The organism is Halopenitus persicus (assembly GCF_900107205.1).
Classification (GTDB): domain Archaea; phylum Halobacteriota; class Halobacteria; order Halobacteriales; family Haloferacaceae; genus Halopenitus; species Halopenitus persicus.
Genome location: NZ_FNPC01000001.1, coordinates 181226 through 201612, shown reverse-complemented (window position 1 = coordinate 201612; position 20387 = coordinate 181226). Strand labels below are relative to the sequence as shown.

Below are 20387 nucleotides of genomic sequence, written 5' to 3'. Positions count from 1 at the left end.
TCGATCGATCGGCGTCTATATTGAAGAGCTAACACATCTCTCCCCGGGAACCTGAATCGAAATCGAAAGGCGCGGTCGTTAAGTGGGTACCGTTCAAAGGGAACGTATGGCAGACGCCACCGATCTCGAGGAGCTCAAACGCGGCACGGAGCTGGTCAAACGCGGATTCGCCCGGATGCAGAAGGGCGGCGTGATCATGGACGTCGTCACCCGCGAACAGGCCCGGATCGCCGAGGACGCCGGTGCCGTCGCGGTGATGGCGCTCGAGGCCGTCCCGGCGGACATCCGGAAGCGCGGCGGCGTCGCCCGGATGCCCGACCCGACGAACGTCACCGAGATCATCGACGAGGTCTCGATCCCGGTGATGGGGAAGTCCCGGATCGGCCACCGCAAGGAGGCGGAGATCCTCGAGTCGCTCGGCGTCGACATGATCGACGAGTCGGAGGTCCTCACGCCGGCGGACGACGAGTACCACATCGACAAACGCGAGTTCACCGCCCCGTTCGTCTGCGGCGCCCGGAACCTGCCCGAGGCGCTCCGCCGCATCAACGAGGGCGCGGCGATGATCCGCACCAAGGGGGAGGCCGGGACCGGCGACGTCAACCAGGCCGTCAAACACCAGCGGACGATGCAGCGACAGATCCGCGAGATCGCGGGCCTCGAACATACCGAGCGCGAGAAATGGGCCCGCGAACACGGCGCCCCGCGCGAGCTCGTCCACGAGACCGCCGACGCCGGCCGGCTGCCGGTCGTCAACTTCGCCGCGGGCGGGATCGCCACGCCGGCGGACGCGGCGCTGATGATGTATTACGGCTGCGACGGGATCTTCGTCGGCTCGGGCATCTTCGGCGCGGAGAACCCCAGCGAGATGGGGACGGCGATCGTCGAGGCCGTCACCAATTGGGACGACGCCGACGAGCTCGCCGAGATCGCCCGCGGCGTCGGCAAGGGAATGCAGGGCCAGTCGACCGACTCCATCCCGGACGAGGAACGGCTGCAGGGCCGCGGCGTCTAGGCGGGAAACGGCGTTCAAACCGATTCTCGACCGTTTTTCGAGCCGTACGTTACACGGATTCGAGGAGAAGGCCCACGACTGCAGTCGTGGGGGTAGTCATAACACCGTCGCGCCGCGACCGATCCGGGTCTGATACGCCCGCGACTCGATGCCCGCGTTCGCAAAGGCATCGACCATCGCGGCGGCGACGTGCCGGCGGTCGGACTCCGTGCAGACCGCGAGCACCGTCGGCCCGGCGCCGCTGACGGTGACCCCGTCGGCACCCGCCTCGAAGGCCGCCTCGCGGACGTCGTCGTAGCCGGTGATGAGTCGGGCGCGTTCGGGCGTGACGACCGGGTCGTCCATCCCCTCGCCGACGAGCTCCGGGTCCGACCGGCACATCCCGATCGTGAGCGTCGCCGCGTTGCCGACGGTCTCGACGACGTCCTCCATCGACGCCGTCTCCGGCACGACCCGGCGGGCGTCCCGGGTCGAGACGGCGACGTCGGGCAGACACGCCACGAGCGGCACGCCCGTCTCGACCCCGTGGGTTCCGTTCGGGGTGGTGACGGTGAACCCGCCGACGATGGCCGGCGCGACGTTGTCCGCGTGGGCGACGCCGGAGACGACCGCCTCGCCCTTCGCGGCGATGGGCACGAGCTCCTCCCGCGAGTAGCCGCGGTCGTAGAGCTCGTTGAGTCCGACGGCCGCCGCGGCGGCGCTGGCCGCCGAGGAGCCGAGCCCCGAGGCCGGGCGCACGCCCTTGTCGATGTGGATCGCCGCGGGCGCCTCGAGCGCCTCCACGACCGCGCCGACGGTGTTCTTCTCGGGGTCCTCGGGGATGTACTGCGCGCCGACGCCGGTGACCTCGATCGAGGTCGTTTCGGCCTTCTCGACGGTCACGACGTCGGCCGGCCGGGCGAGCGCGGCGCCGAACGTGTCGAACCCGCTGCCGAGGTTCGCGCTCGTGGCGGGTGCCCGTACCGTGATCATACTCGGGGGTTGCGTCGGCGAGCAAAAAAGGGGGTGGATCGATCCGCGATCGGAAGCGAACGCGGACGATCACGGCGGTGAACCGGACGCGGGCGGATCCGGAAGGAGACGTGAGACGAAACGACGACGGGCGGACGCAACACGGGTTCACGAGAGAACGGTCGAGCGATCGGGGAGGTCGAGTCAGGCGGGCGGCCGGCCGTCTCGGAAGCGTCGAGCCGAACGATCACTCGGCCATCGTCCACAGAATGGGGCCGATGACGATGAGCACGAGGCCGAAGAGGATGTACGGGGCGGTCATCGTCGAGAACGGCGCGATGGCGAAGATCAACCCGAAGACCGTGAGGTTGATCGCGAGGACGCGCTGGCTCTTCAGCGGAAGCGCCCCCAGCGTGGTCACCGCGAACGTGAACAACAACACGTGCCCCAGGTGATAATTCAGCAGGAAGTTGTTGACCAGGGGTTGCAGCGGGATCATTCTCGTTCGATGCTGCGTCCGGTCGGCGCATTAAAGTTCCGTTTCGTCCGACCGAGCGCGCCGCTGTGGCGTCCACGCGACGGCATCGTGGCGTCCACGCGACGACGTCGTGGCGTCGAGACGTCGGGCGGTCGATGGCCGAGAACCCCTCGAGGAACGATGTCGGAAGGGGAGAGACCCCGTCCCGCCATCGAAGCGATCGTCGCCGTGTATCCGCGTCGGTCCGCCGTCGGTCCGCCGTCGGTTCGTCGTCGGTCGGCGTCGGTCGGCGTCGGTCCACCGTCGCGCCTGATCCGCCGATCACCCACGTGTCATATCTATCGGTTATTCTTAGTTACGAATCTATGTTTTATAGTTATCCCTCTCCAAGGAGGGATCGATGAGCGAAACCGACGCCACACAGCAGTTCCGGATCGACGCGGAAAGCGAGAGTTCGACGCGAACGGCGGTCGAGACGCGCGGCTTCGAGTTCGTCGTCGACGAGCCCGAGGCGGCCGGCGGCACCGACGAGGGACCGACCCCGGTCGAGTACCTGCTCGGCTCGTGGGCCGGCTGTCTCAACGTCGTCGCACACTTGGTCGCGGACGAGCACGACGTCGAGATCGACTCCCTGAACCTCTCGCTCGAGGGCGACCTCGACCCGCGCGCGTTCAAGGGCATCTCCGACGACGAACGAGCCGGCTATCAGGAGATCCGCGTGCGGATCGACGCCGAGACCGACGCCGACGAGGAGACGCTCCAGGAGTGGCTCGAGGCGGTCGAGCGGCGCTGCCCGGTCGGCGACAACATCCAGAACGCGACGCCGACCGAGATCGAGCTCGTCGACGAGTCGGCCGCCGAGCCGGCGTCCGTCTCGGTCGCCTCGGAGTAACGGTCGTCTCGGCCGCCTCGGAGTAGCGATACCGCGGATTGACTTTTTAAACCGATCCCCTCAGCGTCGCCGAAGTTCGAGGTCGGCACACAGCGCGCCGACCCCGTCCTCCTCGTGGAGCCGTCGCTGTCGCTCGGTGCCGCTCTCGGCGTCGAGGACCTCGCGGATCCCGGTGACGCCGAGCCGGTCGCACTCGCGGTCGACGACCTCCGGGAGGGAGACGACGTCCTCTCCGGCGGGCGTGATGAAGGCGGCGTCGTGGCCGTGCCGGAGCGCGCGCCACTTGTTCTCGTCGAGGAGCTCGCGGCGGGTGTCGGTGCCTGACTCGCCGTCCGCGTAGCGCTCGGCCAGGTCGACGACGAGCGCGTGGACGTACTCGGCAAACGCGAGGGTTCGGTCGGGGTCCCGCTGGCCGTCGGGGGCACGAACCTCCACGGTGCCGTGTTGGGTGTGCGGGCGGACGTCGAACCAGAGCTCGCCGCGGTCCCCGATCGAGCCGTGTTCGACCATCCGGCGCTCGTATCGCCGGAACGCCTCGAAGTCGTCGAACCGCGAGGGCATCCCGGTGTTGGGGAGGTTCTCGAAGATCTTCGCCCGGGCGGAGGCGAGCCCGGTGTCGAAGCCGTTCCAGAACGGGGAGTTCGCCGACAGCGCCAGCAGGACCGGCATGTACCACCGCAGCTCGTTGGCCACCCAGACGGCCGCGTCGGCGTCGTCGACGCCCACGTGGACGTGGACGCCCGCGGTCGTGTTCCGGTGTTGGGGATACTGGATCCGGTCGAGCTGCGACCGATAGCGGGGTTTACGCGCGTGGTCGAGCTCGCGCCAGCGCGCCTCCGGATGCAGCCCGGCGCCCGCGATCCGGTAGCCCTGGGACTCCGCGTGGTCGATCAGCGCGTTCCGGACGTCGATGAGGGCCTCGCGGGCGTTCCCGGGGTCCTCGATGCGCGGCGTCTGGACCTCGATCGTGCAGGCGAACAGTTCGTGGTCGACGGCGCCGACGATCGGGTCCGGCGGGTCGGGCCCGTAGACGAGGTCCGCGATCCCGGACGTCGGGCGGCCGGCCTCGTCGACGATGAAGAACTCCTCCTCGATGCCGAGCGTGCCCATCCGGTCGAACGCGTCCCGCGAGCCGAGTTCCATCGATCCCCCCTTGTTGGCGGGACACTATATAAGGTCGGAAGGCGGTCGACCGGACGCGGCCGTGCTCCGGATGACGCTCACAGATGACGGCGGACGCCGCGTTATCCAACGGTCACCACGACGTCGAATCCGTCATCGTGGCCTCGCGACGACCGCGAGGTGGTCGTCGTGATACGGCTCGAGCCGGCGGCGTTCGAGCACCTCGTAGGCGTCGCCGAGCCGGTCGACTGCCCGGTCGAAGACGGCCTCGGGGTCTGCCGTGACGTCCTCGCTGCGCGCCTTGATCGCCGCCACCAGCCGACCGTCGTCGGCCAGGAACTGCGCGTTGCGGACGGCCACGTCCGCCTGTCCCCTGGTCGCGACGTCCTGGACGATCGCGTCGAGGTCGGACTCGACCACGTGGGCGTACGTCTCGGGTGCCCGGGCGTCCTTCAACAGCGGGAAGAGCCGGTCGCGCGGTTCGGCGACCGCCAGCAGGTCCCGGGTCGGCCGCGGGGCGAACTCGACCGCGTAGGTCGGGCCCGCGAAGTCGGCGACGTGGCTGACGGTCGTTCCGGCGGCGGCGCCCAGATAGAGGACGCGGTCGCCGCCCGCAAGGCCCGTCTCCATCCCGAGCTCGAACGTCGCGCCCAGCTTCGACCGCGAGGCGTTCCAGGCGCGCCAGTCGCCGTCGGTCGGCTCGCCGTAGACCGGTTCGCCGCGCGTGGCGAGGGTTTCCTCGCCGCCGATCGTGCGTCGCTCGACGCCCGCCGGAAGAACCGAGTCGGCGCTCGTGGGTGCGTCGGCGCTCGTGGGTGCGTCGGCGCTCGTCGATGGATCGTCGCTCATCGGTCGCCCTCCTCGTCGGCGTCGGCCCGAGCGCGGATCGTCGCGATGCGGTCGCGGAGCTCCTCGTGGACCTCCTCCCGGAGGTCGCCGCTGTAGTGGTCGATCCGGGCGGCGATCGTCAGCTTTCCGGCGACCGCCCGCGCCGCGGACCCGCGGTCCTCCGGTCGGGTCTCGCGCACGTACTCGTGGGTGAAGATGATCCCGTGTTTCGGCGACGGGGCGCGTCCCTCGAGGTGGGCGAACAGCGCGTCCTCCGCGCCGAGCACCTGCACCGTTCCCGAGGGCTTCTTCGCGAGCGTCTCGAGTCCGCCCGCGAGCGCGATCAGGCGGGTCGCGAGCACGGGGCCGGCCATCGCCGCGAGGTTCGGCGCGACGCTGGGCGCCGTCCGTTCGATGAACCCGCGGATCGCGGCCGCCTCGTCGGCCAGATCGACCGCTCGCTCGGCGAGCGAGACTGCGCGCCGCTCGGCCTCGGTGTCCGGCTGGCGCGTCGCGACCTCGCGAGCGCCCTCGATTCCGGCGTCGACGTCAGCGAACAGGCTGCCGGCCCACTCGGCGGCGCGCTCGGCCAGCTCGTTCGCGGTCCGTTCGCAGTCGTCCATAGCACGAATACTATGCTTTAACTGTTGGTCATCTGCCCTTTCTCGCTCTTTGACGGTTTCTCGGGCGGCATAATTCGCTGCTTCGTGGAGTCTATCGTAGTAGTTGTCTTTATCCTCTGCGAATCTAGCCTCTACAGCCTGTTTGGGCCAATCCTTTGGCGATTCTGCGCTTCCGTTTTCAATGACTTCTCGAGCGACTTCGAGGTCGTCAGGCGGGACCGATTCAAACCAACCTGAGTCGGCATCGGAATCTGTCATATACAGAATGGTGGACTCGAATTCGTATATGTATCCCGGTGTGGCAGTCACAGAATACAGTTCAAAACCCGGCTGTTGAAATCCTCAGCGAGCTACTGATTCCCATAGTAGTTTGACTGATTACAAGCTCCTGATGTCGCAACTACTTCGATTTGTTGAGCAATCGATGCTCTTGGCCCGCCGGACTGTCGCTCGCTACTGCTCAAATTTCTCGAAACGATGGTACATACTCCACTAGCACATTTTCCTACTCTGTCTAAAGTTCCAGAAGAGCCCAATATACCGGATGTTCCTCAACAAAGGGATGGAAACATTACGAGCTTCAGTAACTAAGGGTCCACCCGAATCGTACAGTCACAATAGACGTAATCCCGATTTTTCACCCACGATCCACAGTCGTCACAGTACAGTAAGTCATACGCACGCCTGAACACGTCACGCTCGCTTTTCAGCTCCTCGCCAGTATAGAACGCCGCCTCGGCGTCGTTGTGGTGTACGTTCCGATGAAGCAAATTCAGGTGCCGCTCCAAATCCTGCTTGAGCTCCTCCAGGGCTTCGAGGTCATCGTCAATCTGTTCCTGGTCGTACATCGATTGCGAATAATCTGTCTGGTTAACCACAGTGCCATTATCTAGGAGCGACTGATACTGAGTGATCGCGGCCGTGAAGAGCCTCCCAATCTTGAGGTCCTCATCTTCTAATTCGTGATACGGGACATCGGCTTTCAAAGCGGCACAAGCCCGTCGGGAGTACCACTCGACTGTCTTCCGGATCCACGCCGCTGCCGACGTTACATCGTCGCGCTCGATGAAATATTCGATCCGCTCCCACGGCTCAGAAATACTCTCTACAGGGAGAGGTCCTCCTTCGAGCGAACATTTAGAGAAGCGAACCTGTTTATCGAACTCTTTCGTGAGTTGGAGGTGACGGTCCCACGTCTTGTCGTGCGTAGTCAGTAGAATCTGGTAGCGATTGGAGATGTCCCCAGCGAGGAGATTCGCGATGTTCGATCGATGACCAGAGTCAATCGACATCATCACGTCGTCGAGTAACAGAATATCGATCGCCTCGCCACCAACGTCCGACATTGCCAAGAACAGCGCCAATCCCATACTGTCCCGATGTCCTTCGCTATGGACTGCACTGGGATGGTGATGGCCTTGGTCGTAGAATTCGGGCTCGAACTTAACACCGGTGTCTGTCGGTTCGAGAATTGCTGAGAAGTCTTTAGCTTCGTCGTCTTGGTGCATCTCCTCGTAGTACTTCTCAAATTTCTCCCGAATATCACCAAATGCGTCCGTTAGAACCCGACTACGGGCATCCAGGAAATGCTGTTTAATGCTCCCGAGTACCTCTTGAACTCCTTCTGCTTCTTCCAGTTCCCTCTCTCTGATCACCAAGTCGTCATATCGGTCGTCGGCTCTCGCTAGTAGGTCGACATTCTTGGTTGTCGATTTTAATTCGGGCTTCTCCTCCGCAATATTCGCTAATCGATGAATCTCATCTTCGAGAGCACCAGTGAAAATCGCATCCTGAACGTCAATCCCCTCAACCAGATTGGTTAGTGGTCCTTTGTTGAGTTGCGATTTCCATGACTGTGCTCTCTCAATTTCCTCGGAAATTTTGTCTTCGACTTCGGGATATTCCTCTTGCAGTTCATCCTTGAGACTCCCTAAGCTATCGGTGTATCCGACGACCAGTTCGTTCACCTCATCATAGAGCGACTCCAAATTCTCTTTTCGATCCTTCAGGCCGGTAGCCTGTTCCCTCCGCTCTTCCAGACGCTCAAGCAAACGCTCGTCCTCCCAATCAGTCAAACAGAGAGGACACTGGTCATTGTAATGATCGAAGACTGAAAGACCGTTATCCACCAATTCCAGGGTTTCTAACTCTCGTTCGAGATGCTCTGCTGCTTGTAACTCCGAGGTCAACTCTTGCAACTGATCGTATTTGCCTTGGAGCTGGTTTTGACGCCCTTCGAACTGATCTGAGACCTGTTTGAGAAGAGATACAGTAGCCTCACTCTGAAGTGGATCAACGGAGATCTCCACGTCTAAATCAATTCCCTCGGTGAAGTCTTCATCGAGGGACTCACGCTTCTTGGCACCGTGTTCTGCCCTCAACTCGTTCACTCGCTCCAGTGCTCCCGAACGAGTAGAAACACCTTGCTCAAATAAATCGAAGAACCGCTGATCTGCTTGGCTCTTCTCCTTTTTTAGGGCCTCAATTTCCTCTTTTCGATGCTTGCGCTCGGCGTGCTTCACCGATTTTCGTTTCTCGTCGACATCCTCAAGCCCGAACAGTTCGTCGATTCGGTCACCCCGCTTCCCCTCCGGGGCAGTCACGAAACGTAACAACCGGTCCCGGTCGAGAATAGAATGCCCAAGTTCTGCAGCGGCCATTTGATCATCCAACCAGTCTGGAATTTTGTTCAGGCCTGTCGGTTCGATCACCTCTAGATCGGTGGGCTCGGACACCACTCGCTTTACCGCCACGTCCTGTTCCCCCTCGTGAGCGAACGTCGCCTCAACCCAGGCGTCATAGGGTTCTGATTCCATATGTGAGGCGTACTCAGGAAAAGGGATGCCCTGTGTCCCGCTCCCACGAAGTCTTGAGATATCTCCAGTGAGAACGAATTCGACGGATTGTATCACTGAGCTTTTGCCAGAACCATTCGGGCCTAAGATACGAACGTTCTCATTCTCAAACTCTTCCTCCCAGTGCGTTATCCCTCGGATGTTCTTGATCTCAATCTTCCGAATGTGCAACATTCATCACCTCCTTCGCATTCTCGATTACTTCGGTTGCCTCGCTCAGTTCACCCCTCCGTTCAAGTTGTTCCAAGTCCTCAACGAGGTCGTCCGGAATGGAATCATCGTTAGATAGCTTCTCAAAGAACGATTCCAAAATCTCATTTTCCAAATCCCTACCGCCATTAACCATGTCCTCGGCGATGACCAGAATGTACAAAAAACCTACTACCGATGACTATCCCCTTTGATCAATCAGTCCTTTGCCAAGCACTACTTCGAGAATTTTAAGGCGTAGCAAGCGACAGATCGGCAGTTCAAGCCACGCTTATTCAAGAAAATGCAGTCCGAGGCTCTGAGAGCGGCTAGATCCTAAAAACGATAGGCCCAACCAGCACCTTTTTGGGAATTTGCACAAAGCGATTCTTGTGGCTTTTTGAGTCCTTCAGAATTGGAATTGCGTGTTTACTACAGGTGTCCTACTGACTGCACCCTTCGAACGCCGAATCGGACGGCATATCCCTGAATCGTCCGTCCGTCCCAACACGAACGGTCACCGAATAACAGTCTCCGCCCTTCGTTGGATACGTCCTCGATATCGAATCTTCCCCTCCATCAAGCGTCGCAGAAACCGTGTATTTTCGGAGTTCAGTCGGCAGCCCATCATCAGGAGTAATAACTGGCTGTTCTTCGTCTTCGCCGGGAGGTATCTCCTTGCTTGTGTCGTAGAGCGTCTCACCTGAAGACAGAACCTGCACTCGAACTGTATGGCTCCTGTCGTCCATATTCAAGAGAACGATTTCACCGATACGCGTTCGAGATTGCTGGAAGGGGGAGGCACACCCTGCGATAGCGAGTAAGCCGGGACTCAAACCGGTGAGGAAAGTACGACGAGAGGGGGACACACCTATGCAAACAGTGGTGACAGTGAAACACTTCTGGTGTGGGACAGCGCTTGGGACTATCGATAGATACGCAGTGGGCGTACAACGAACCCATCCGTCTCGTCAAGGAGGGCGTGGACTGGGATGCAATCCCCGACCGTGACCGTAGGATTTCAACACCTATGAAAGCCTGCGAGCGCAACAACCCACGTCCGCGAGACGACGTTTTTCGCCGGGATCGATCCGAGCTCGGTCACGAGAGAGAAACGACACGCAGGCACCGCGAGAGTGCAGGAATCAGTCGGCAGGCGGTCAGAACGTGAATCCGCGGAAGCAAAGATGATATCGTCGCTCCGAAGGCGGATCGTGGTCAAAGCGACATTGATTACCTACTCCATCCCGTTAGTGGAGCCTACACGGCGATGGTTGGGCTATCGAAGGACGGCTACCACGGACGCACCGTCTCACTCGCGGTTCGTAACCTCTCCCGCGTCGTCCTTCTCGCGGTCTGTTTCGCCACCGTCATCGGGCTCGTGACGGGAACGTTCCTTCGCGTTCTCCAGTGGGTTACGTTCCTCCTCTGGGAAACGGTTCCAGCGGCGATCGCAGTGGTGCCGAATCACCCGCTGTATACCGTGATCGTCTGTACCGTCGGCGGGATTACGCTCGGGCTCGGACGTCTCCATCTCGGCGATCATCCGGGTGACGTCGAGGAATTGCTGGCCGAAATACGTGCTGGAGAGACCGTTGATCACGATGAAATCTCGAAAGGGGCGATACACTCGCTGGTCTCGCTCGCCTTCGGGGCGAGTCTCGGTCCCGAACTCGCGTTACTGGCGATCGGCGGCGGAATGAGCTCACACGCTCTCGTGAGGCTGCAATATGCGATGCGTACTGCGTGGACCGGGACGATCGCAGGGACGAGCACGTCGTTCAGCGATCTCCGTTTTCATGCGACCGGCGGGCTCGATCACCCCGTCGAAAGGAACGACATCCCCCCGGTTCCCCGATGGTGGCGGTGGATACCGGGGCTTGCCGCGATCGTTCTCGGGGTCACGGCTCTCAAAGTAGCCGCTGGAAGCGGGCTACATTTCGGGTACGCCGTCCCCGAGTTTGGTTCGACGAATCCGACACGGCGTCTGGCCGCGGCGGCTCTCTTTGGGGCACTCGGAGGGTTCGTTTCCGTGCTGTACCTCCGGTTTCGACGTCGGTTGCAAGCCCATCGGGGGACGGGCGATCACCTTATGAGATCAACGGTTGGAGGGCTCGCCCTGGGGTTCGCCGGAGCCGTTACGCCCGGATTACTGTTCTCAGGACAGGAAGCCATCGGTGCGCTCTTTGCCGGGCTTCCGCTCCCGGCCGAGGCGTTGCTCGTGGCCGGGGTCGCCAAAATCATGCTGGTGGGCCTGATGCTGGAGACGGGCTGGAAAGGCGGTCCAATATTTCCGCTGCTGGCGGGCGGTGCGGCCACCGGGGCGGCACTCGCCCAAATAGTCCCCGGAGTCGGTTCTGTGGTCGGATTGACTGCAATGATGGCTGGCGTACCGGTTGGTGAATTGCCGCGGCCACTACTCATCGCCGGAACGGTAGCGTTGTTTTACTCGGGATCGCTGTTCATCGTTGCAGGTATCGGTGCCGTCGCTGGAACGATCGTCGTTCGAACGGTACGGAAAGTCGGAAAGTAGCTCGCCACGTTCCAGCGACACCCGCAACGAAGCGAGCGGGGTCTGAAACGCATCGAGCGGTCGCCAAAGGGGGACAATTCCACACTCCACCGTGACGGCGGAAAGGATCCCTTATCCCGACCAATGATTTAGGCTAGCCTAAAATGGTGGACCATACGGATCAGCTCGTCGGTACGTTGTTCCGGATCCTCTCCGAAAAAGGCCATACTGAGGCGCAACAGGCGCTTCTGAGGACCTACGAATCCCAAGCGACGGCTGACCGGAAAGATCTCACCGAGGAGCTCTTTTCGGAATTCATCACCGTGCTGCACGAACGGATCGACACGCAACTGGAGGTGGATATCCTTACGACGTCGGTCGAGCGACTGCTCAATCGGTTCGCCGCAGTCGTCGAAACCGCACCCGTCGCGATTCTCGTCGTCAACGACGACGGCGGCATACAGGTCTGGAACGACGGTGCGGAGAGGATTTTTGGGTGGCAAGACACCGAAGTTCGTCGACGGCCGTATCCGCGAGTCCTGAGCGAGCAGCCCGAGACCATCGAGGAGTTCCTCAAGCGGCTCCGGAACGGCGAGAAGCTCCACGGGATCGAGACACAACACACCCACAAAAACGGAGCCGTGCTCGACGTGCGGATCTGGGCTGCGCCGATTCACACGCGGGAGGACGCGTTCACCGGCGGCGTGTTCGTTATAAGTGACATTACGGAGCCAAAACAACGTGAGCAGCGTCTCGCCGTCCTCAACCGAGTGTTGCGACACAACATCCGGAACGACATCAACATCATTCACGGCCATCTCGAGATGCTTGCCGAGGAACATCCGGAGGAGAACGAACACATTCGGATAATGGACGATCGGCTCTCGAACATCGTCGAGTTGAGTCGGACGGCCCGAAACATCGAACAACTCCAAGACGACGAGGAGACGGACCGCACGACGATCGAGTTAGGTGTGCTGCTGCGAGAGCGGCTGAACCGACTCCGGGCCGAGTCACGGGATGCGCACATCTCGAGCGATCTGCCGGACTCGCTCACCGTGATCGCACACGAGCTGTTGCCGTACGCGTTCGACAACATCCTGGATAACGCGATCGAGCACAACGATTCGGAGACGCCACGAGTGGCGGTCCGGTCAACGGTTGACGACTCCCGAAGCCACGTGGTCGTGAGCATTGCGGATAACGGCCCGGGTATCCCCCAAGCGGAACGCGAGGTGCTCACCTCCCGAACCGAAACGCCGCTCACCCATAGTAGTGGATTGGGATTGTGGTTGACCCGCTGGATCGTTCGAAGTTCGAAGGGGTCGATAACCGTGCACGAAAGTGAGCTCGGCGGAACGTGCGTCTCGATTCGTCTCCGAGCGCGATCGGACTGAGACACTCCGTGCGTCGGGCCTCCCCTCGCTCTCGACGTTGCCTCGTGTACGGCGTCATAACGCTCGTTTTCGCCGTCAGCGAAGCCCGACCGGGCCGGATTGCTTCGGGTCACTTCCGGGGTGGTCGGCTTCTCCGGTGGCGATCGTGATTGCGCCGCCCTCGGGGCCTCCAATGTCGAGATCCGTGAACCATCCCGTGGGTTCGGGATGTGAGCCGCTCATCGGGGCCTTTGAATGCGGACTCGTCCATGTATTCGCGAACTGGTCCCGTGGACGACGTCAACCCGCATCCTCCGCGCTGCCCTCACTGCACTATTCACCGATCACGAGGATTGATTTCGACCAAAATCCACCCTCTGAGCCGGTTGACATCGGAAGGCCTAGTTCGACCGTCCGAGTAGATGAGCGTCAGGATGTCGTGGCCCCTTTTGATACTGGCTGGCGTCTTCGAGATCGGATGGGCGATCGGGCTCGAATACTCGGACGGACTCTCGAAACCGGTGCCGACGCTTGGCACCGCCATCGCCCTCATCTGTAGCATGGTTCTGTTGGCACGGGCGATCCAGGACCTTCCCATCGGCACGGCGTACGCCGTCTGGACCGGCATCGGCGCCGTCGGGACGGCTTCGCTCGGGATCGTTCTGTTCGATGAACCCGCAACCCTTGCTCGAATGGGGTTCATCAGCGTGATCCTCGTCGGCATCGTCGGCCTCCATTTCGTTTCCGGCGGCCACTAGCGAGGCGCAACGGCGCTCGCGGATCGGTCGCATCACTACCGTCCTCAGCCAGGACCGACCGACGTGGTCAGTAGACCAGCTCCCCCGAGATGAACTTCCGGGTCCGGTCGTCGTCGGGGTCGTCGAATATCTCCGCCGTCGGTCCGATCTCCGTGATCCGGTCGTCGAGCAGCACCGCGACCCGGTCGGCGATCCGCTCGGCCTGGTGCATGTCGTGCGTCGCCACGACGACGCCGATCCCGCGGTCGCGCGCCGCGGCGATCGCCTCCTCGATGACCGCGGTGTTTCGCGGGTCCAGGTCCGACGTCGGCTCGTCGAGCAGCAGGACGTCCGGGTCGTAGGCCACGGCGCGGGCGAACGACACGCGCTGGGCCTCGCCGCCCGACAACGACGCCGCGTGCTGGTCCATCTTGTCGGTCAACCCGACGATGTCGAGCGAGTCGCGGACGGCGTCGGCGGTCCCGTTCGAGCTCACGACCGAGCGGAGCTCGTGTCGCAGCCGGTCGGTCCACGAGCGACGGATCCGCAGCCCGTATTCGACGTTGCGCTCGACCGGGGCGTCGAAGAGGCTCGCCTCCTGGAAGACCATCCCGATGCGCCGCCGCAGCGAGAGGCGCTCGTCGGGGTCGACGGCCCACGCGTCCGTGCCGTCGACGGTGACGGTCCCGTCGTCCGGCTCGAACGACAGCGCGAGCAGCCGGAGCAGCGTCGTCTTGCCGACGCCCGAGGGGCCGATGACCGCGAGGACCTCGCCGGTGTCGACGTCGATCGAGAGGTCACGGAACACCGGGTCCTCGCCGTACGCGTGTGAGACGTCAGTCGCCCGGATCATCAGGGCTTCACCCCCCGGTCGCCGAAGCGAACGACGACGGCGTTGACCGTCAACACGAGCGCGACCAGGACCGCACCCAGCACCATCGCGGTCTCGTACTGGCCCTGTCTGGCCTCGAGCTGGATGGCGGTCGTCAGCGTTCGCGTCTTGGAGATGCCCGACGCGCTCGTGATGTTGCCGCCGACGATGAGCACCGACCCGACTTCGCTGATGGCGCGGCCGAAGCCGGCCAGGATCGCCGTCGCGATCCCGTACCGGGCCTCCTTGAGGACCACCAGCGCCACGTCGAACCGCGTCCCGCCGAGGGCGTGGGCGGCGTCGCGAACGGGCTCGTCCACGCCGGCGATGGCCGCGAGGCTGATCGCCGTGATCGGCGGCGTCGCGAGCACGAACTGCGACATGATCATCGCCTCCTTGGTGAAGACGAGCTCCAGCGATCCGAGCGGCCCCTGGTTGGAGACCGCGAACAGCACGACGAGGCCGACGACCACGCTGGGAAAGCCCATTCCCGTGTTGATGACCGACTTCACGAACTGCTTGCCGGGGAAGTCGGCGAGTCCCAACAGGATGGCCACGGGAACGCTGAACGCCGTGCTCAGCGCCACGGCGGCGAGGCTCACGTACAGCGAGACGTAGATGATGCTCGAGACGTACCCGTCTCTGAACGGAAGGTCGACGACGGCCGGCAACAACTGTGCGGCTGGTTCGATCGGCACGGTTACGCGTCGGACGAGCCGCTACTCCACCCTTCCGGTACGTACTGCTGGAAGTTGGGATCCTCCGAGACGGCCTCCGGGAAGAACAGCTGCTCCCCGTTCATCTCGTAGCTCGAGATGGCGTCCTGGGCTTCGGGGCTGGTGATCCACCCGATGTAGGCCATCGCGAGGTCGTAGTTGGCGTTCTCGTGGACGCCGGGATTGACCGCCATGATCCCGTAGGGGTTCGAGAGGATCTCCGGACCGCCCTCGATCGGTCCCTGCACCAGAATGGTGAGGTCGACCTCCGAGCGCTGCGAGATGAACGTTCCGCGGTCCGAGAGCGTGTACGCGCCCTGCTGGTTCGCGATGTTCAGCGCCTCGCCCATCCCGGTGCCGGTCTCCTGATACCAGTCGCCGCCGGGTTCGGTTCCGGCGGCCTCCCAGAGGTTGAGCTCCTTGGTGTGGGTCCCCGAGTTGTCCCCGCGGGAGACGAACGTCGCCCCTGCCTCCGCGATGGCGGTGAGCGCCTCGGTCGCCGAGTCCATCCCCTGGATGCCCGCCGGGTCGCTTTCGGGACCCACGATGACGAAGTCGTTGAACATGAGGTCCCGGCGGTTGACCCCGTAGCCGTTGCGCATGAACTCGTCCTCGAGGCCGCGGGCGTGAACCATCACGACGTCGGAGTCCCCGTTGCGGGCCGACTCGAGGGCCGCGCCCGTTCCCTGCGCGACCGCGTCGACGGAGACGCCGTACAGCTCCTCGAAGTCCGGGTGGATCGCGTCGAGCAGTCCCGTGTCGTACGTGCTCGTCGTCGTCGTCAGCGTCAACGTTTCGCCGGCCACCGCTGCCGTCTGTTCGTCGCCGCCGCCGAGCTGGGAACAGCCGGCCGTGCTCGCGATGGCTCCCGCGCCGACTGCCGTAATGAACTTCCGTCGATGTATCGCCATAGAAACACCGTTGAACTGATATCAAATATATATTCCGTTTCCGTACAAACGGAATCGGTTACGTGGTGAAACGGGCATCGTCGGGACGTCCGCCCGTGAATCGGAACGGAGCGCCGGGGTGACGGGACGAACCAGGACGTTGGATTCGTGATGAACGGAAACCGCGATCGACAACACGATGGCAGTTGAGCCGTCGACGTCGCGCTACCGATGAGAACCCACGCGATTTGACGTTCCTCCGCAACGACCGCGTTTTCCGACCGCGATCGCGACGGACGCGTTCGGGCTTCCGAAGCCGTATATTCGATCACCCCGTTCCCCCGATCGATGGCCGGAGGGACCTACACGCTCGTGCTTTCGGTGCCGGAACCGATCGCGATCACGGTCGGCGCGCTGGGTAGCCACCGACTGCCGAGCGGCGGCTACGCGTACACGGGCAGCGCGCTCGGAAGGGGCGGGTTCGCTCGCGTGGACCGCCACCGGGAGCTGGCCGCCGGCGAGCGCGACACGCGCCACTGGCATATCGATTACCTGCTCGGACATCCGACGGTCGGGATCGACGACGTCGTCCGGACCGACGAGCGGGACGTCGAGTGTGCGGTCGCAAAGCGACTGGGCGAGGGACCGGTTCCCGGATTCGGCGCCTCCGACTGCGGGTGTGCGAGCCACCTCGCTCGAAGAGGCGACGTTGAAGCAATGCGAGCCGCGGTCGAGAGCGCGCACGCGGCCGTCTAACCAGCTACGGAACGCTCTCGCAGCTACGGAACGCTCTCGCAGCTACGGAACGCTCTCGCAGCTACGGAACGCTCTCGCAGCTACGGAACGCTCTCGCAGCTACGGAACGCTCTCGCAGCTACGGAACGCTCTCGAAACCAGCTACGGCGCGCTCTCGAGGGCAGCATCGAGCAGCTCCTGCCCGCGGTCGGAGGAGACGGTGAGATCGGGCACCGGGATCGGGTTCCGGTCGTCGTCGATCGCGACGAAGACCATATACGACTCGGCCGTGAGCTCCTCCGTGCCGGTTTCGGGATCCTCCCGGAAGACGCGCGTTCGGATCTTGATGCTCGTCTCGCCGGTTCCGTAGACGTACGCCTTCACGACCGCGATCCCGCCGACCGGGACGGGGCGTCTGAAGTTCACCTCGTCCATATGGGCGGTGACGCAGGTCTCGCCGGAGAAGCGCATCGAGCACATCGCGCCGAGCTCGTCCATCCACTTGAGGACGTGCCCGCCGTGGGCGGTCTCCAGGTTGTTCGCCTGGTCGGGCTGGACGAACCACCGGTTTTCCAGGTAGGTGTCCATCAGGTCTGGCATACGCCGACGCACTCCCCCGAGCCGGTTGAACCGTTCGGTTCGGCGGGCGCTACTCGCGGTCGTCGCCGTCGTCCGCGTCGTCGGTCCACTCGGTCGGCAGGTCGTCCGGGCCCGCGGCGGCGTCGCCGCCGTCGTCGCCGTCCTCGCGATCCGCGGGATCGTGATCGGCGGGGGTGTCAGGGTCGCCGAACGGGCCGGCATCGCCGGAGTTGTCAGGGTCGCCGAACGGGTCAGCGTCGCCGGACTGGCCGGGATCGCCGAACGGGCCGGCATCGCCGGAGTTGCCGGGGTCGCCGAACGGGTCCTCGGTCTCCCCGGCCGGCTCGACGTCGAAGCCGAACGCCTCGGCCGGCTGGCCGGCCTCGTCGACCACGGCGTCGGCGACGACGATCGGGCACTCGACGCGGACGCCGACCGCGAGCGCGTCGGAGGGCCGGGCGTCGAAGACGAACCGCTCCGCCTCGCCGTCGTCGTACCGCTCGACGTCGACCTTCGCGTAGAAGGTGCCCTCGCTTATGTCGTCGATGCGCACGCGGTCGACCGCGCCGCCGAACTCGGTGAGCACGTCCACGAGCAGGTCGTGAGTGAGCGGTCGCTCGAAGGGCTCGCCCTCGAGGGTCATCCCGATCGAGTTCGCCTGGTCCGGCGTGACGAAGATGGGGACGATCTCCCCGCGGGCCGCGAGGAGGACCGCCGGGACCTCCTCGCCGCCGGCGCCGGTCCCGGCGCCGATCGCGACGACCTCAGCCTGATGGTTCATACCGGGGATACGTCCCCCGCCGGTTTGTACCTACCCCTGTCCGCACCGGAACCGGGGACGCGGCGGCCGGGCCTGGAGAGTGCTACTCGTCCTCGAAGTATCCCATATTGTAGTGCCAGTAGGCCCACGCGAGCGTGAAGACGAGCGCCGCTCCCAGAAAGAAGACGATGCCGGGTTCCAGCAGCGAGACGGCGTGCTCGGCGGCCGCCTCGGCGCGCTCGGCGGCGGCGCCGTCGAACATCACCTCGACGACGTCACTGCCGCCGGAGCCGCCGTCGGTCATGGTCATCGGGCCGCCCGTCGCCTCCGGGGCCTCGGTCTGCATCACGCCGACGTCCCCGCCGCCGTCGGCGGACTCGACGTCCGCGGTGCCGCCGCCATCGCTCCCGCCACCGCCATCGCCCCCGGCGCCGTTCCCGCCGGTCCCGGAGTCGGAGACCGTGTAGCCGTCGGTGCCCGGGCCGCCGGTCGGGACGGTGACCGACAGCAGCCGTTGGACCGCCAGTGCCGAGAGCCCGAGGATCCCGTACCCGCCGAGCAGCCGCTTGAGCGCGGTCTTGATCCCGTCGCTGTGGCCCGACTCGCCGGCGAACAGGACGAGCGGGTCGCTCGTGGGGGCATAGACGTTCATCTCGCGACCCTTCTCGGAGTAGACCGTGTCGGCGACCTCGACGAGCTCGGCCTCCGAGAGGTTGCTGAGGTGATACTGGACGTTCTGCAGGGACGTGTCGGTGGCCTCGGCGAGCTCGGAGGTCGTCGCCGGCTCCTCGTGGAGCTGGGAGAGCAGGGACCGGGCGGTCTCGGAGGAGAGCGCCGCGAACAGCTCGTCGGCGTTCTCGTCGTCGACGTCGACGACCCGCGGTTCCCGGTCGCCGAGGGAGACGTCGGGAGGGGAGGGCAACAGCCGGGACATACCCGACACTCATACAGCGGCCTACAAATCCCTTGTGTCGTCCGCGGACGCGCCCTTCGTTCGGGAGGGCGACCCGCGTTCGTTGCACCGCTGTGTCGAGATACAACGTATATATGCCCCCGAGCCACACGTGTGCGTAATGAACGGCAACCGGTTCGGTCGCCTCTTTCAGGTGACCACTTACGGCGAGAGTCACGGCGAGGCGATGGGCGTCACGGTCTCGGGCTGCCCCGCCGGCGTCGAGCTCGACGAGGACCTGATCCAGCGCGACCTCGACCGGCGCAAGCCCGGCCAGTCGATGATCACCACCTCCCGCGGGGAGCCGGACGAGGTGACGATCAACTCCGGGGTGCAGGACGGCTACACCACGGGGACGCCGGTCGGGATGGTGATCCAGAACAAGGACGCGCGCTCGGGCAAATACGAGCCGTACGTCACCGCGCCGCGCCCCTCACACGGCGATTACACCTACTCGGCGAAGTTCGGGACGCGCAACTGGGGCGGCGGCGGCCGCTCCTCGGCCCGGGAGACGGTGAACTGGGTGGCGGCCGGCGCGGTCGCGAAGGCCGTCCTCGACGCCTCCGACCACGACGTCGCGATCAAGGCCCACGTCAACCGGATCGACGACATCGAGGCGCCCGAGGTCTCCTTCGAGCAGCTCCTCGAGCACTCGGAGGAGAACGACGTCAGGTGCGCGGACCCCGAGACCGCCGACCGGATGCAGGAGCGCATCGAGGAGTACCAGGCCGAGGGCGACTCGATCGGCGGCTCGATCTACTTCGAGGCGCGCGGGGTGCCCCGCGGACTGGGCGCGCCCCGATTCGACGGCGTTCCGGCCCGACTGGGGCAGGCGATGATGTCGATCCCCGCGACCACGGCCTTCGAGTTCGGACTCGGAACCGGCGCGACCGAGGTGACCGGCAAGGAGCGCAACGAGGACTGGGAGTTCGACGAGGGCGACCATCCCGAGACGGTCAGCGAGGCCGGCGACCCGGTTCCGGTCGGCAACGACCACGGCGGCCTTCAGGGCGGGATCACGACCGGCGAACCGATCTACGGCGAGGTGACCTGGCACGCGCCGACCTCCATCCCCAAAAAGCAGCGCACCGTCGACTGGGAGACCGGCGAGGCGAAGGAGATCCAGGTCGTCGGCCGTCACGACCCCGTCCTCCCGCCGCGGGCCGTCCCCGTGGTCGAGGCGATGCTCTACGTCACCGTCCTCGACTTCATGCTACTCGGCGGGCGGATCAACCCCGACCGGATCGACGATCGACCCGGCGAGTACGACACCGACTACCATCCGAGCAGTCCTCACAACGAATAG

Annotated in this window: 21 protein-coding genes and 3 pseudogenes; 9 read left to right on the top strand and 15 right to left on the bottom strand. The window is 64.0% G+C overall.

The window, feature by feature from the left end; all coding sequences use genetic code 11:
• Window positions 1-106: 106 nt before the first annotated feature.
• Window positions 107-1015, top strand: a complete 909-nt coding sequence (gene pdxS / locus BLV25_RS01075; RefSeq protein WP_021072650.1) for a pyridoxal 5'-phosphate synthase lyase subunit PdxS — start codon at window positions 107-109, stop codon at window positions 1013-1015.
• A gap of 96 nt (window positions 1016-1111) precedes the next feature.
• On the opposite strand, the gene BLV25_RS01070 is transcribed toward pdxS, so the two are convergent.
• Together BLV25_RS01070 and BLV25_RS01065 are read right to left on the bottom strand one after the other, a co-directional pair.
• Window positions 1112-1987, bottom strand: coding sequence for a homoserine kinase (locus BLV25_RS01070; protein ID WP_092730331.1), 876 nt, complete (start codon window positions 1985-1987; stop codon window positions 1112-1114).
• A 226-nt stretch (window positions 1988-2213) separates the two neighbouring features.
• Complete coding sequence (locus tag BLV25_RS01065; RefSeq protein ID WP_021072652.1) at window positions 2214-2465, bottom strand: hypothetical protein; 252 nt, start codon at window positions 2463-2465, stop codon at window positions 2214-2216.
• A gap of 379 nt (window positions 2466-2844) precedes the next feature.
• Between BLV25_RS01065 and BLV25_RS01060 the strand changes: the two genes are divergently transcribed.
• A complete protein-coding gene (locus tag BLV25_RS01060) occupies window positions 2845-3336 on the top strand; it encodes an OsmC family protein (RefSeq protein WP_021072654.1) in 492 nt (163 codons plus the stop codon).
• 60 nt (window positions 3337-3396) lie between these two features.
• On the opposite strand, the gene BLV25_RS01055 is transcribed toward BLV25_RS01060, so the two are convergent.
• From BLV25_RS01055 to BLV25_RS01045, 3 genes are all read right to left on the bottom strand, one after another.
• Window positions 3397-4479: a glutamate--cysteine ligase gene (locus BLV25_RS01055; protein ID WP_092730329.1), complete on the bottom strand. Its 1083-nt coding sequence runs from the start codon at window positions 4477-4479 to the stop codon at window positions 3397-3399.
• 132 nt (window positions 4480-4611) lie between these two features.
• The gene (locus tag BLV25_RS01050) at window positions 4612-5307 is read right to left on the bottom strand and encodes a fibrillarin-like rRNA/tRNA 2'-O-methyltransferase (RefSeq protein ID WP_092730327.1); all 696 of its coding nucleotides are present in this window, start codon (window positions 5305-5307) and stop codon (window positions 4612-4614) included.
• Window positions 5304-6167, bottom strand: coding sequence for an NOP5/NOP56 family protein (locus tag BLV25_RS01045; RefSeq protein ID WP_092730325.1), 864 nt, complete (start codon window positions 6165-6167; stop codon window positions 5304-5306). The genes BLV25_RS01050 and BLV25_RS01045 overlap by 4 nt, the downstream gene beginning before the upstream one ends.
• A 133-nt stretch (window positions 6168-6300) precedes the next feature.
• On the opposite strand from BLV25_RS01045, the pseudogene BLV25_RS17735 reads away from it, so the two are divergent.
• A pseudogene (locus BLV25_RS17735) lies at window positions 6301-6486 on the top strand (IS5/IS1182 family transposase); the annotation flags it as partial.
• A 10-nt stretch (window positions 6487-6496) separates the two neighbouring features.
• Here BLV25_RS17735 and BLV25_RS01040 read toward each other — a convergent pair.
• From BLV25_RS01040 to BLV25_RS16615, 3 genes are all read right to left on the bottom strand, one after another.
• Window positions 6497-8938 carry an AAA family ATPase gene (locus BLV25_RS01040; RefSeq protein WP_092730323.1) on the bottom strand — a complete coding sequence of 814 codons (2442 nt, stop codon included), beginning with the start codon at window positions 8936-8938 and terminating at the stop codon, window positions 6497-6499.
• Window positions 8916-9137 (bottom strand): hypothetical protein, encoded by a 222-nt coding sequence (locus BLV25_RS01035; RefSeq protein WP_092730321.1) that lies wholly within the window; start codon window positions 9135-9137, stop codon window positions 8916-8918. The genes BLV25_RS01040 and BLV25_RS01035 overlap by 23 nt, the downstream gene beginning before the upstream one ends.
• A gap of 259 nt (window positions 9138-9396) precedes the next feature.
• Window positions 9397-9702: a hypothetical protein gene (locus tag BLV25_RS16615; RefSeq protein ID WP_143114367.1), complete on the bottom strand. Its 306-nt coding sequence runs from the start codon at window positions 9700-9702 to the stop codon at window positions 9397-9399.
• 521 nt (window positions 9703-10223) lie between these two features.
• On the opposite strand from BLV25_RS16615, the gene BLV25_RS01030 reads away from it, so the two are divergent.
• From BLV25_RS01030 to BLV25_RS17725, 3 genes and pseudogenes are all read left to right on the top strand, one after another.
• On the top strand, window positions 10224-11486 hold the full coding sequence (locus BLV25_RS01030) for a chloride channel protein (RefSeq protein ID WP_092730319.1): 1263 nt from the start codon (window positions 10224-10226) through the stop codon (window positions 11484-11486).
• A gap of 143 nt (window positions 11487-11629) precedes the next feature.
• A pseudogene (locus tag BLV25_RS17730) lies at window positions 11630-12160 on the top strand (PAS domain-containing protein); the annotation flags it as partial.
• A 129-nt stretch (window positions 12161-12289) separates the two neighbouring features.
• Window positions 12290-12862, top strand: a complete 573-nt coding sequence (locus tag BLV25_RS17725) for a sensor histidine kinase (protein ID WP_256335637.1) — start codon at window positions 12290-12292, stop codon at window positions 12860-12862.
• A 75-nt stretch (window positions 12863-12937) separates the two neighbouring features.
• Here BLV25_RS17725 and BLV25_RS17190 read toward each other — a convergent pair whose 3' ends face one another.
• Window positions 12938-13084, bottom strand: a complete 147-nt coding sequence (locus BLV25_RS17190) for a hypothetical protein (protein ID WP_176819408.1) — start codon at window positions 13082-13084, stop codon at window positions 12938-12940.
• Between the two features lie 191 nt (window positions 13085-13275).
• On the opposite strand from BLV25_RS17190, the gene BLV25_RS01020 reads away from it, so the two are divergent.
• Window positions 13276-13599, top strand: a complete 324-nt coding sequence (locus tag BLV25_RS01020) for a DMT family transporter (RefSeq protein ID WP_021073517.1) — start codon at window positions 13276-13278, stop codon at window positions 13597-13599.
• Window positions 13600-13666: 67 nt separating this feature from the next.
• On the opposite strand, the gene BLV25_RS01015 is transcribed toward BLV25_RS01020, so the two are convergent.
• From BLV25_RS01015 to BLV25_RS01005, 3 genes are read right to left on the bottom strand one after another with little or no spacing between them, the layout of a single operon-like run.
• Window positions 13667-14431, bottom strand: coding sequence for an amino acid ABC transporter ATP-binding protein (locus BLV25_RS01015; protein ID WP_021073516.1), 765 nt, complete (start codon window positions 14429-14431; stop codon window positions 13667-13669).
• Window positions 14431-15147, bottom strand: a complete 717-nt coding sequence (locus tag BLV25_RS01010) for an ABC transporter permease (RefSeq protein WP_039402062.1) — start codon at window positions 15145-15147, stop codon at window positions 14431-14433. Before BLV25_RS01010 ends, BLV25_RS01015 begins: the two co-directional genes overlap by 1 nt.
• Before the next feature lie 2 nt (window positions 15148-15149).
• The gene (locus BLV25_RS01005) at window positions 15150-16076 is read right to left on the bottom strand and encodes a substrate-binding domain-containing protein (RefSeq protein WP_021073514.1); all 927 of its coding nucleotides are present in this window, start codon (window positions 16074-16076) and stop codon (window positions 15150-15152) included.
• A 327-nt stretch (window positions 16077-16403) separates the two neighbouring features.
• On the opposite strand from BLV25_RS01005, the gene BLV25_RS01000 reads away from it, so the two are divergent.
• Entirely contained in the window at window positions 16404-16811 is a 408-nt protein-coding gene (locus tag BLV25_RS01000; protein WP_092730315.1) for a GIY-YIG nuclease family protein, read from the top strand.
• A 141-nt stretch (window positions 16812-16952) separates the two neighbouring features.
• Here BLV25_RS01000 and BLV25_RS00995 read toward each other — a convergent pair whose 3' ends face one another.
• The 3 genes and pseudogenes from BLV25_RS00995 to BLV25_RS00985 form a co-directional block, all read right to left on the bottom strand.
• Window positions 16953-17390, bottom strand: a complete 438-nt coding sequence (locus BLV25_RS00995; RefSeq protein ID WP_021073512.1) for an acyl-CoA thioesterase — start codon at window positions 17388-17390, stop codon at window positions 16953-16955.
• Between the two features lie 310 nt (window positions 17391-17700).
• Window positions 17701-18150, bottom strand: a pseudogene (locus BLV25_RS17720) (bifunctional nuclease family protein); the annotation flags it as partial.
• 82 nt (window positions 18151-18232) lie between these two features.
• Complete coding sequence (locus BLV25_RS00985; protein ID WP_092730311.1) at window positions 18233-19063, bottom strand: ArsR/SmtB family transcription factor; 831 nt, start codon at window positions 19061-19063, stop codon at window positions 18233-18235.
• Between the two features lie 139 nt (window positions 19064-19202).
• Here BLV25_RS00985 and aroC point away from each other — a divergent pair, with 139 nt between their 5' ends.
• Window positions 19203-20387, top strand: coding sequence for a chorismate synthase (gene aroC / locus BLV25_RS00980; RefSeq protein WP_021073509.1), 1185 nt, complete (start codon window positions 19203-19205; stop codon window positions 20385-20387).